Origin of the sequence: Streptomyces sp. NPDC020780, assembly GCF_044334475.1 — a bacterium.
GTDB lineage: Bacteria > Actinomycetota > Actinomycetes > Streptomycetales > Streptomycetaceae > Streptomyces.
Genome location: NZ_JBIRTB010000001.1, coordinates 521,854 through 533,418, shown reverse-complemented (window position 1 = coordinate 533,418; position 11,565 = coordinate 521,854). Strand labels below are relative to the sequence as shown.

Sequence of the window (11,565 nt, the reverse complement as noted above, 5' to 3'; positions counted from 1 at the left end):
CGCGGGGCGACACATCCGGTCATCCCGGAGTGCCGCCCCGGCTCCTCCGCAGACGCAGGTGGCCGGACACCGAGCCTGCCGCCCGTTCAGTCGTGCCGGGGGCGCCAGCGCCTCGATTCCCGTACGGCAGTCAGGGCGGCCAGAGAGGCCACTACCAGCGCCAGGGCGCACACCACAGCCACCGAGGCGCTCAACATCTGAGGTGGTAGCTCCCCGTTCCTCGGCGGTGTCGTGTAGGGGAGGGTCACCCAGACCGCGCTGACCGCGCCCAGTGCGCCTGCGGCGCACAGAGGCGCCGCGAGAGTCCAGACGGCTACGGTCACGTACACCCGCCGGCTGCCGGTCACCACGGATACCGGTGCGATGGAACTGGCGAAGCGCAGCACCTCGGCGAGGCAGTTCAACGCGGCTGCCAGCGCCACCAGCCCCACCCCCGCAATACCCAGAAGCGTCACCCAGCGCAGCTGGGACGAGAGCAGGGCCGCCCCTCCGATCCACCCCTGGCCCACACTCTCGACGAGAGCGCCGGGTCCCAGTACGGCGAGAGCGTCCCGCTTCAGCCTTCCCAGCGGAAGCGCCTCCCCCTGTGGCGAGTACACGACGAGCACGTTGCCCTGGCGGGCGGCAAGGGGAGCGTGGCTCACGCCGACCTCTGTCACGGAAGCCGGCAGCAGAGCGCGGAGGGCGGGCGTGGATTCCGAGAGCGGGGCGGCTCCGGTGCTCTTCCCGGCCGGACACGTCAAGCCCAGGCCCCGCAAGGCACTGCAGTCTCCGCGGACCGTGACCTCCTGCCGGACCTCGACAGGGCCGTCCGGCCCCTCCCTCACCTCACCCGCCCCGTTCGCCAGACCGAGCGTCGAGTCGACCACCGCCACCTCGACACCGGACGGCAGCCTTTCGGACCACGGGCCGGTCCTGCCCTCGGCACCGTGCGGTATCTGGACGGTGAGGATGCTGTGCCCGAAGCGTTCCCGCATCGCCAGCGCCCCCTGGACGGAGGCGCTTTGCATACTCGGATACACCTGCACCACACTCAGCAGCCCCATCGCTATGACCACGCCCGCGACGAGGCGTGAGAGGTAGCCGGGGCGTCCTTGCGTCCATCGGCCCGCGAGCAGCGTCCCCGCCAGCCCACGGCGGCGCCCGAACGCGGTCACACCCCGGTCGGCGGCGGCCAGCAACAGTGCGATGGCCGCGGGCAGGGTGGCGGCCAGCGACCGACCGGCAGGAAGAGTGAGGTCCACCCCGTCGAGCAGAGCTCTCCCGGCCACGGAATAGTGGAGTTCCCGCACTTCCAGCACGGAGTTCACTTGCATCACACGGTCTCTCTCAGCCGGTCAGTCATCAGCACGTGACCGGATCACGGGCTCCGCGCTATGCATCTCCGCCTACACGCATGCCACGGTGCTCGTTCCGAGTGGCTCACCGGGCGCGGTGACGCACTACGTGAACTTGTACGAACAGGGCTTGCCCGAGTCGTCCTTGCTCTCGGCGACCGTCTTGCCGTCGACCGTGATCGAGCACCGAGCCGCGACCATCTTGCCGTCTGCCGCGATCATGGTGCCGGGCGTGACGATCACCAGTCGCCCCACCTCACGCTCGGCGCCCCGCGCCGCGATGGTGGCCGTCTTCGTCCACGGCAGGTCCACCTGCGTGAAGTCGGAGTCGTCGAGGGTGTACATGACGTTGCTCCTGCCGGTCCCCTCGACAGCGATCGTCACCTCGTGCGGGGTGCCCTCTTCCACCTTGCCGCCGCCGGTCTCCGACGGTTTCTCCGAACCCTGGGCTGCGGGGGACTTCCCCTTGTCCTCGGCTGCGGGCTTCTCCTCGCCACCACCGCAGCCGGTCAGCAGCGCGGCCGTCAGAACGAAGGCCGTCGCGGTAAGTGTCCTGCGCATTGCTTTCCCCCTTGTGTACGTTCCCCCCGGCACGCTCTTCCGTCCCGGGGCGGGAAGAGCCTAACCAGCGGCGCCGACAGCCGTTCGAACGGCCCTGCCGGTGACTTGAGGCAGCGGCCCGGAAGACTTTCAGGGTGTCCGCATCAGATTGCGGATGCTGCCCACCAGCGCGTGGACGTCGCGCTCGCCCGGCAGTTCGGCCTCTGCGCCCTCCGGGGCCTCGGCCCCTGTCCGGACGGTGGCGCGGCAGGGGCGGCAAAGGCCGTCCGGAAGCGCGTGGGCCGGGCCGGGGCGGCCACATTCGGCGCACTCCACCAGGAGCGGGCGCACGTCCGGCGCGGCCGGACCCGGGGTGGGGCTGCGGGCAGCCGGGGCGGGAGCTTGTCGACGAGACGGCGGCGTACGAAGCCGACGGTCGAGCCGACCTGATGGGGGAGGCGGCCGGTCAGCGCCCGAGTGGGAGCGTCAGCAGAAGCTGGGGGGAGTGTGCGCGACGAATCCGGTCCACGCAGCCGCGCCGAAGGCGATCCGTGGGCCCGCCAGGTTCTTCGCATCCCGAACGCGCACCACGCCGGGGGCCGTCGACACCTCGACGCAGGAGTCTCCCTCGCTGCTGTTGCTGTAGCTGCCTGGGCGTGCAGCACCACCCCCGCGGGGCGTCCTTCGAGGGCGACCGCACCGCCCCCGGAGGTGTTCCTTGCCTACGTACCGCACCGCCCCCAGGTCGTACGGCACCCCCGTTCGGCCGACCGGCGGTCAGAGGGCCTGGACGTAGCAGGTATAGGAGCCGGCGACCTTCGTCCTCGTCCCGCCCGCGCCCGGCGTCCGGCCGACCAGGACGGAGACGGTCACGCTGGACTCCCCCACGAAGCTGAACCCCTCCGCATAACGGCCGCCGCGCCGCCAGTCCTGCGGCGCGGCGGTGTAGGCACGCCCGCACTGCTCCCTCGCGTAGGTGTCACCGTTCACGGTCTCCTGCTTGCCGGGGAGGCTCCGGTCCACCTTCACCTGGGCCAGCACCCGCAGATCATGTCGGTCCGCGCAGTCGACGGGCCGCACAATCGCCTCGGAGCCCAGTCCGGTGTCGCCGGTGGTGGCGCACCGTCCGTCCTTCAGCGTGCCGACGAAGACCAGCACCTTGCCGGCGTCCTCGACCGGTTCTCCGCCCTTCCCCGGCCTCCCGTCCTTCACGGGCTCGCCGAAGGCCGAGAGGCTGTACGCCGCACGCAGCGTCCGCACATCGCCAAGGAGCTTCCGCTCGTGCAGCCGGTCCAGTACGGGAGCGAGGTCGGCGGTCGCGGAGGCCAGCCGCCCGACGGCGTCCAAGCGCACCGTCAGCCGGACGGGCTCTGTCCCCCAGCCGTCCGGGATGCGCTGGAAGTCACGCGGAAGCAGTTCGGCCGCCACCTCGGGGAGCGCGGTCACCCGGTACACCCGACTGCCGTCCTCCTGCCGCTCGGGCCGCTCCCGGGGAATCACCCGGGGCACGAGATCCGCGAGGGTGCCGCTGTAGGGCGCCGCGTCCCCGGCGGCATGCGCGGCGATCACACCGGTGGCCTCGCCCAGCCGGTTGACGGCCTCGGGCGTGTACTTCAGCCAGGCGGACCTGCCGTGCCGGACGTAGACGTCGTCACCGGCGGTGGCCACCACCTGCCCGCCCTGGGGAGCGGCACCCCGAAGAAGCTTCAGGGTGTCCTTCGAGACGTTCCGGCCGGCGCTGAGGCCGATGTTCGCGCGTGACGTGCCGCTCGCGTAGTCCTGGCTCCCCCGCGCCCGGTACACGGCGTCACCGCCCGCCGTCCCGTACGTCAGGGTCGACACGAAGGCGGCGGTACCCGCCCCGCGCGTCGCGTCCGTCGCCGCCTGGAACTGCTCGGCGAGCGGCTGTCCGTAGACCGCCTTCCCCGCCTCGGCCTTGTCCGCCGTGCCGCATCCGGCCATCCCGATGATGACCGGCAGCAGCAGCGCGAAGGCCGCTCCCCGGTGTCGTACGGTCTTCAGTATCCCCACCCCTTGTGCCTGTTCAGGACAGTGATACTCCTCGCCCTCACCCCCACGACACCAGCACGGAATGATCACACCGCACACACGCGGAAGGCCGGTTCCGCCCCGGGCAGACGGATGCGGCCGGTACGGGAGTCCCGTACCGGCCGCATCACAGGCTCTACGCTCGGATCCGCGAGATGGTGTACCGCTTCCTTCAGCCACATCGCATCGAGTTGACTGGACACGTCCCCGGAGGGCTTCAGCTGGATCGACGGCGGCGCGACGTGGAGGAGAATGCGCTCTCGTTCGTCGAGCTCCGGGCTTCGAGAGCCGGGATGCGGGCTCCGGGGTCGGAGCTGCGGGACCGACCGGCTCACTCTTTCGTGGGTACGCGGAGGGGGCCCGGCCCGGCGCTCGAGCTCCGGGATCCGGGGGCCGGGATGCGGGCTCCGGGATTCGAGCGCTCTTGGTCAACCGGTAGGGGAAAGAAGGGGGTTGGGAAAACCTCCCCACCCTCCCCGCCCCGTCACGACCAGCCGGTATGACTAAATGTGATCAGCTTGCCACGCGACGTCACACCTGCTTACGGTGCCTCCGACGAAACGACCCCGACACGGTGCGACCAACACCGGGCCGGGGTCTCACCCCAAGATCGAACGGAAGACGATCTCGTGGCTATCGAGCACCCTAGTCCCGCCCTGCGCGCCCCTGCATCCTCCCGCCCGTACCCGAAGGCCCACCGCGGCTACGGCAAGCGCTCAGCCCCGGACCAACGCCCACCGCGTGCAGACGACTTCGCGCTGCTGCCCGAGCGGGAGCGCCACATCGCGGGATACGTCGACCACCTCCCCGACGGCGCGGCCATGGACATCAAGACGCTGGCCAAGCACCTTCCGCTGTACGGTCAGATGGCCGTCGGCAGCGCCCTCAGGGCCCTGACCGTCGCCGGTCACCTGCGGCGCGCACAGGGCCAGGCAGGCGAGGGCGAGAGCCGCTGGGTCACCCGCACGTACTGGTCCCGCACCGCCCGGGACAACGAGTGGTGGGACGCCTTCGTCAAGGCCGAGAACACCCGGGCCGCCCAGGAAGCCGCAGCGCTCCCGGCCGTGTCCCCGCCGCCGTGCTCCCCGCCCCCCCACCGACGAACCCCCCGCCGCGCCGCCCGCGCCCCAGCCCGCGCCCGCCGTGCCCGCCGTGCCGCAGCAGCGGGCCTCCGAGCCCACCCCGGACGGCCCCTCGCCCGCCTATCTGGCCTTGGCCCGACTCGGCCGCGACGAGCCCCGGTTGGCCCTCTCCGGCGCCGACTGCACCGCCTTGGAGGAGTTGGCCTCCGCCTGGCTGGACCGGGGCGTGACCACGGACTACCTCACCCACGCCCTCACCGCCGGGCTCCCCGCCAGGGTCGACTCCCCCGTCGGCTTCGTCCGCCGCCGCCTCCGCGACAAGATCCCGCCCCGCCTGCCCGCAGCCTCGGCCCCGGCCGAATCCGGCGCCCCCGTACGCCGTCTGATGATGGAGTGCACCGAATGCGGCACACCCGGCCCCTCCGCGGCACTCCCCGACGGCCTCTGCCGCCCCTGCCGCACGCCCGCCCCCGGAACGGCCGCGGAGGCTCCCGCCGACCCGCCCGCCGAACGTGACATCCACGCCCTGGTCGGCAACCTCCGCGAGCTGCTGAAAGCCCCCTGAGCGCAACGCGCCGAACGGGCGTCAGGGAGCAGGAGGGCCGGTACGACGGCTCTACTTCACTCGTTCCGCGCGCGAGGCCCCGGAGCCCACCGGGGCACAGGGTTGGCCGGAGTGTCGAGCCAGACCACGTGGCCGCGGTGATCCACGGTGAGGCCGAACCGGTCGAAGTCCGGTTGGCCCTGCTGGTACCACCACCGCCACGCGGCCTCCAGTTCACGCCACAGGTCGCGACGCCCTGACTGCACGACGCGGAAGGAGGTCTCCCCGCTCGTGTAGTCGACCGACGCCCAACTCGTCCTTCCCCTGTCGAACAGCCACAGCCGGTAGGAGTCCTCCCGTACGTCCGACACACGGCAGAACACGTCCGGGACCTGCACACCGATCGCGAACATGTGGATCCACTCGCCCACGTCGTCGGGTGACAGTGTCGTCCTGGACTCCACGCCGCTGGCGGGCCAGAGGTCCTCGTCGAGGAAGTCGCTCGCGGGCGGCAGGTTCTTCCTCTGCTCGCGGAGCCGCATGAAGGCCGACGAGCCGACGAACCGGCCGGTCAGTGTTCCGGCCTCCGTGACCGTGAGCCTGGCCACCGCCTCGCCCCCGTACACAGGCCCCCACGGGGCCACGATCACCGCCCCCGGTTTGGTCTGGCCCACCCACCGGCCCGGAATGCTCCCGACCGAGCACGTGGCGATGATCCGGTCGTACGGCGCATCCTTGCCGTAGCCGCGCGCGCCGTCGCCGACGACGAGCCTCGGATGGAAATCCGAGGCCAGGAGCCGGGTACGGGCCTCGGCCGCGATCCGCTCGTCCACCTCGACCGTGACGACGTTCATGTCTCCGAGCCGGTGGCACAGCAGAGCGGCGTTCCAGCCCGTGCCCGTGCCGATCTCCAGCACCCGGTGACCGGCCTCGACGTCCAGCGCCGCGAGCATGGAGAACACCATCGTGGGCATCGAGTTGGAGCAGGACGGCGTACGACCCCGGCCAGGGCCCGCGTGCTTCCCGTCGTCCCACTGTGTCGTGATCGGAGCATCCGTGTACACGGTCTTCCACCACAGTTCCGGGTCCTCCGACCGAACCACCTGGTCGTCCTGGCGGTTCGCTCCCGCTCTCCCCGGCCAGATGACATCCGGGACGAAGAGGTGACGGGGCACCGCCTTGAAGGCCGGCAGCCAGTCGGAAGCCAGCACACCCTTTTTCATGAGCCCGGAGGCCAGCCCGTCAGGACCGGCCTCCGACATCGTCTTCTCGGACACGGTCAGCGCCCGTCCGCCGGTGTCTGCCCGTCGCTGCTGTTACCGCCTTCGTCGGAGCCACCTCCGCCGTGCTTGTTACCCGAGTCGCTGTCGTCCTGCGGGTTTCCTCCGTCGGCCTGGAGCATCCAGAACGGGTTCATAGAGGTGTCCTCTCGGTGTTTCGTCGAATCGTTCTCTTGCGACCCGCCCTGCCGAGGGCGGGGTGGGGCCCCGCCTCCCCGGCGTCGTACCGAGCCCGGGGAGGCGGGAGACTAGGGAATGGCGGTGTCCTTCGCGGCGAAGTGGTCCCGGACCATGCGGTCCAGCTCGGCGATGCAGGCCTCGCAGCCGTACATCGGCGCGTCCATCCCGCGTGACGAGACGGGCCCGAGCCACATCACCAGCAGTTCTGAGCGTCGGCAGTACAGCCAGCACCTGCCTGCCACCCACTGACGGCTGCCCGTTTCGGACCGGCCAGGACTCGGCCGGATCCAAGGGGCGGAGTCATGCGAGGGCAAGACAACCCGGACAGTTCACGGCGCGAGCCCATACGTCCTTCTCGTCACCGGCCTCACCGGCACCGCAGACCGACTTCACCTCACGAGAGCGCTCGGGGTCATCGAACGGGCCGGTGAGTTTGTGCACGGTCATGACGTCCTCCCCGACCGTGCCCGCCGCCCACACCGACGTCTCCTCAGGTCGCGCCTTCGTGCTCATGTCCTGCCTTTCCGCCGTTGCCTGTACAACCTGCCGACCGCCACCAACTGCTTTTTCTCTCACCCGGTTACGAGTCGGAGTCTTCGCACATGGACGCGCCACGTGAGACCGGTCGGGCGGGCTCATTCCCATGAGGGGCGCATCCACATCCCGCACCGTGCCCGGCATTTCGTAGTACCGATCGAAGATGGTCGAATTCTCTTCGATCGCTTCCGGGCCGGCGGAAGCAAGTGCGCATTTCACGCCTCGCGGCCGCTTCGCCACGGGATTCTTCGCCCTCATTCCCGGTCGGCTCTCCGGTGCGGGTGGTTCGCGATCTCCTCGTTGCAGCTCCGGACCGTGACGACGCTCCCTGCCGCATGCGCTGACACTCGCTGCCGCGTCAGCGCCCCGCACACGTCGCAACCCTCCACAGGCACGGGCTCCGGGGCAGGCGCGTAAAGCGCCGGTACAGCCGTGGGGTCACTCACCGTTCGAACTCCCTTCCGTAGTCCGGCCTCGACGTCCCTGAGCACGCGCCTGCTCGGCATGGCGTATCCGGTGCGTGGTACCCAGTCCGGGACCAGTCGCCAGAACGCATCCGCATCGATCGGTGCGGCCGGCTCGTCCGCGTCGCTGCGGCGTTGCCGGGCGGTGGGTGACCGGGGAGTGTGCTTCCAGGGCACGGCCCACTCCTCTCTGTAGTCGTATCGCTACGGGGCTCGCCCAGCGTGACGTAGAGTCAGGAGCCCTTCAACTGGGCAACAAAGAAGGAAGGATCGGGCGGCGGAATGGTCAACCGCAAGGAATTGGACCCTGGGAGCAGCCCTCGAGCAGCCTATGGCGCCCACCTGCGCAGGTTGCGGGAGGATCGAGGCTGGAACCAGGAAGAGCTGGCCGAGAAGCTGGCATATTCCGGCCAGCATATTTCGGCTGTCGAAACCAGTCGGAAGCCGCCGACTCTCCCCTTCTCCCGCAAAGCCGATCTCGTCTTCGGCATTACCGGTTCCGCCGATTCGCTCGAGCGCGAGTGGCGCGACATGCGACACGGCTCGCTGCTGGAAGGCTTCCCCGAGTACGTGGAACACGAGGGCCGAGCGGTAGAGATCCGGCTGTTCGAGATCGGGATCGTTCCCGGCCTGCTTCAGACACCGGCGTACGCAAGCGCTCTGGCGGACGGAGACGTACGCCGGGGCACCATCACACCCGAGCAGGCCGCCGAACGCGTCTCGGTTCTGGCAGAGCGGCAGGCGACGCTAGTACGCCCCCGCCCCCCGACGATGCTTGTGGTGATGGATGAGAGTTGCATCCGTCGCCCAGTTGGCGGCGCCGAGATCATGGGCGAGCAGTTGCAACACCTCGTAGCGTTCGCCGCGTTGCCAAACACCATGCTCCAAGTCGCCCCGTACGACATAGGTGAGCGCCGACCGTTCAACCTGCCGATCAACCTGCTGACGCTTCCGGACCGCGCCGTGATCGCGTACGCGGAATCTCAGATTCAGGGGCACTTGGAACGTGAAGCTACTTCCGTCCTCTCCGTACTGTCGGCCTACCATCAGTTGCAGGCCGAATCGATGTCACAGACAGCGTCCGTGGCCATGATCAATCAGGTACGAAAGGGCACCCCGTGACGACCGAGTCCCCCCGCTGGTTCAAGTCCTCTTACAGCTCCAACGGCGGCAACTGCATCGAGGTCGCCGCCAACCTCGTCGTCTCGCACGGCGTGGTTCCCGTGCGTGACTCCAAGGACCCGAGCGGCCCAGTTCTGCACTTCCCCGCCGGTGCGTTCGCTTCGTTCGTCGCCGACGTGAAGACCAGGCAGTCCGCCACCGTCTGACCTGCTCCAAGCGCCCCGACCAGAACCCCGCCGCTCCACGTCTTCGGAGCGGCGGGGTTCTTCGCTCGGCGAGGTCACACCACGACAACACAGACAGCGTCCGTGGCCATGATCAACCAGTTACGAAAGGGCACCCCGTGACGACCGAATCCCCCCGCTGGTTCAAGTCCTCGTACAGCAACAACGGCGGCGACTGCATCGAGGTCGCCGCCAACCTCGTCGTCTCGCACGGCGTGGTTCCCGTGCGTGACTCCAAGGACCCGAGCGGCCCAGTTCTGCACTTCCCCGCCGGTGCGTTCGCTTCGTTCGTCGCCGACGTGAAGGCCAGGGAGTCCTCCGCCATCTGATCCGCTCCAGGCGCCCCGACCAGAACCCCGCCGCTCCACCAGCTTCGGAGCGGCGGGGTTCTTCGCTCGGCGAAGTCACACCACGACAACGGGGAACCGGCCTGCGCCCCGCGGCCTCCACCGGGGCGCGGCCGGTGTCCGCCATGACGATCCCGTCAGGCGTAGATCGGTACCACCTCGACCCTGGCCCCCATCCCCTGCAGCGCCAGCGCGGTCTGCAGCAGGGACACCTGGGAGAAGGCGAACAGTGAACCCGCGGTGATCGAGACGCCGTACTTCAGGCGGATGGCCAGGACGACGGTCGGCGTGGCCAGGATGTCCTCGGGCCGCAGATCCGAGCGCAGCCCGGCGACGCGGGCGAGGAACTTCTCCCGCACCTCGGCGTCGTAGCGCAGTGCCTCGATCGCCGTGCGTGCCTGGGCGAACAGGTGGCTCAGGCCGGAGCTCCCCGCGTCGGCCTTCTTGACCATGATCAGCTGACCCTCGGGGCCCAGGACGTCACAGATCTCGAGGCCGCCACCGCGAAACGTCTTCGTGCGGACCGTCTTCTTGTCGAAGAGGTCGTAGCCGTCCTGCTCGGCCGCCTTCTTGTTGAACCAGTCCTCGTCCTTACCACTGGGCCAGGACGGCACGGTCACCTTGGAGGGCCGGTTCAGCAGTTCCGTGATGTCGTCCCTGAGCGCCTGGACGAACTCGGCGCCGATCTCGTACCAGCTGCCCTGCCAGTAGAAGTGGTGCTTCGCCGCGCTCAGCACCTCGGCGGTGATCCAGCGGTGCCCCGCGATGGGCGGGCTGAGCGGCTCGGTGCAGCCTTCGTCGGCGAACAGCTGCACCCGGACTTCCCGCAGTGCCTGGAGGCGGCGGCCTTCGGGGCGCTCGCAGCAGAACTGCCGGATGTCCTCGATGTCGAGGGCGTCCACATCGTCGACGTCCACGGAACGCGAACCACGCGTGATGCGGACAGCGCGCACGTCTGCCGCGAGAGCGCCGCACTCCCCCGGCAGGTTCAGGGCGAGGCCGGGGGCCTGACGATCACCGAGACGACGGTCGAGCTCGGCGTCGAGCTCCTGGACCAGACCGGTGCCGCCCCGGCGCCGCAGCGAGCGGACCCGGGCCAGGGACTCCAGGCCCGGCAGCGGAGCCGGCTGCGTGCAGGCGTCCTCGATGACCCTCAGGTCGTTCATGAACTGCAGGGGCGAGAGGCCCAGCGGAAGAGTGATGGAGGTGTCGGTGCAGCTGACGCCGAGTACGCGGCCACCGTCGACCGCGTGCGTCAGAGGCAGGTCGATCGCCCTGCCCGTGATCTTGCTGACGATCGACCCGACCCACTCGTTGCCGAAGTCGCGCAGGTTCCCGCCCCGCGTGGTCGAGTTCTCGTCGGTACGGCCCCGGGCGTCCATGAGGTGGCGACGCACCAGACTGACGGCATCCTGGTCCAGGCTGCGCAGCGCGAACCTGAGACCGAAGCCGAGATCGAGGCGCGCCGGGTCGATCATGTGGTGGCCCATGCCGTAGGTGACGGCGTACACGGCCCAGTCGACGCGCACCAGGAGCATGCCGGAGGACGTGCGTCCGGCCACCTGCACGTCGACACCGGTGAGCTCGGCGAGGGGAGCACACCACTCGGCCCGGTCGCGTGCGATGGAGCCGGTGACGAGGAGCCCGGACACACCCTGGTGATCGACGGGCGTCGCGGTGAAGCCTTCCCGGTCCCTGTAGCGCCGACTGACGAGGGCGCGCAGATCGAGTCCGGGCTCTGCGGGGGCGTTGAGGCGGTACACGGAGGTCTTGCGCGTCAAGGACTTCTTCTTGGTTGCCATGGATGCTCCTGGTGAGATGGGTGAACGCGCCTGATGGGCAGGGAGAGGGCGGACGTG

Annotated in this window: 11 protein-coding genes and 1 pseudogene; 4 read left to right on the top strand and 8 right to left on the bottom strand. The window is 69.7% G+C overall.

Annotation, left to right across the window (positions count from 1 at the left end; all coding sequences use genetic code 11):
* Positions 1–86: 86 nt before the first annotated feature.
* From ACH4VO_RS02435 to ACH4VO_RS02420, 4 genes are all read right to left on the bottom strand, one after another.
* Complete coding sequence (locus ACH4VO_RS02435) at positions 87–1,316, bottom strand: hypothetical protein (protein ID WP_360984036.1); 1,230 nt, start codon at positions 1,314–1,316, stop codon at positions 87–89.
* A 126-nt stretch (positions 1,317–1,442) separates the two neighbouring features.
* Positions 1,443–1,898 (bottom strand): hypothetical protein, encoded by a 456-nt coding sequence (locus ACH4VO_RS02430; protein ID WP_360984033.1) that lies wholly within the window; start codon positions 1,896–1,898, stop codon positions 1,443–1,445.
* Positions 1,899–2,363: 465 nt separating this feature from the next.
* Positions 2,364–2,612, bottom strand: coding sequence for a DUF397 domain-containing protein (locus ACH4VO_RS02425; RefSeq protein WP_398440857.1), 249 nt, complete (start codon positions 2,610–2,612; stop codon positions 2,364–2,366).
* Positions 2,613–2,654: 42 nt separating this feature from the next.
* Positions 2,655–3,908 carry a hypothetical protein gene (locus tag ACH4VO_RS02420; protein WP_360984030.1) on the bottom strand — a complete coding sequence of 418 codons (1,254 nt, stop codon included), beginning with the start codon at positions 3,906–3,908 and terminating at the stop codon, positions 2,655–2,657.
* 647 nt (positions 3,909–4,555) lie between these two features.
* Here ACH4VO_RS02420 and ACH4VO_RS02415 point away from each other — a divergent pair.
* Positions 4,556–5,573: pseudogene (locus ACH4VO_RS02415) on the top strand (MarR family transcriptional regulator).
* A gap of 56 nt (positions 5,574–5,629) precedes the next feature.
* On the opposite strand, the gene ACH4VO_RS02410 reads toward ACH4VO_RS02415, so the two are convergent.
* The 3 genes from ACH4VO_RS02410 to ACH4VO_RS02400 all read right to left on the bottom strand — a co-directional run bounded on the left by ACH4VO_RS02410 (position 5,630) and on the right by ACH4VO_RS02400 (position 7,525).
* Positions 5,630–6,829 (bottom strand): methyltransferase domain-containing protein, encoded by a 1,200-nt coding sequence (locus ACH4VO_RS02410; protein ID WP_360984027.1) that lies wholly within the window; start codon positions 6,827–6,829, stop codon positions 5,630–5,632.
* Positions 6,830–6,831: 2 nt separating this feature from the next.
* Positions 6,832–6,969 (bottom strand): hypothetical protein, encoded by a 138-nt coding sequence (locus ACH4VO_RS02405; protein WP_360984024.1) that lies wholly within the window; start codon positions 6,967–6,969, stop codon positions 6,832–6,834.
* 343 nt (positions 6,970–7,312) lie between these two features.
* The gene (locus tag ACH4VO_RS02400; RefSeq protein ID WP_360984021.1) at positions 7,313–7,525 is read right to left on the bottom strand and encodes a hypothetical protein; all 213 of its coding nucleotides are present in this window, start codon (positions 7,523–7,525) and stop codon (positions 7,313–7,315) included.
* 770 nt (positions 7,526–8,295) lie between these two features.
* Between ACH4VO_RS02400 and ACH4VO_RS02395 the strand changes: the two genes are divergently transcribed.
* The 3 genes from ACH4VO_RS02395 to ACH4VO_RS02385 all read left to right on the top strand — a co-directional run bounded on the left by ACH4VO_RS02395 (position 8,296) and on the right by ACH4VO_RS02385 (position 9,688).
* Positions 8,296–9,135, top strand: a complete 840-nt coding sequence (locus tag ACH4VO_RS02395; protein WP_360984018.1) for a helix-turn-helix transcriptional regulator — start codon at positions 8,296–8,298, stop codon at positions 9,133–9,135.
* A complete protein-coding gene (locus ACH4VO_RS02390) occupies positions 9,132–9,341 on the top strand; it encodes a DUF397 domain-containing protein (protein WP_360984015.1) in 210 nt (69 codons plus the stop codon). The genes ACH4VO_RS02395 and ACH4VO_RS02390 overlap by 4 nt, the downstream gene beginning before the upstream one ends.
* 137 nt (positions 9,342–9,478) lie before the next feature.
* Positions 9,479–9,688 (top strand): DUF397 domain-containing protein, encoded by a 210-nt coding sequence (locus tag ACH4VO_RS02385; protein WP_360984012.1) that lies wholly within the window; start codon positions 9,479–9,481, stop codon positions 9,686–9,688.
* Between the two features lie 155 nt (positions 9,689–9,843).
* Here ACH4VO_RS02385 and ACH4VO_RS02380 read toward each other — a convergent pair whose 3' ends face one another.
* Positions 9,844–11,508 (bottom strand): DUF6119 family protein, encoded by a 1,665-nt coding sequence (locus ACH4VO_RS02380; RefSeq protein ID WP_360984010.1) that lies wholly within the window; start codon positions 11,506–11,508, stop codon positions 9,844–9,846.
* Positions 11,509–11,565: the final 57 nt, after the last annotated feature.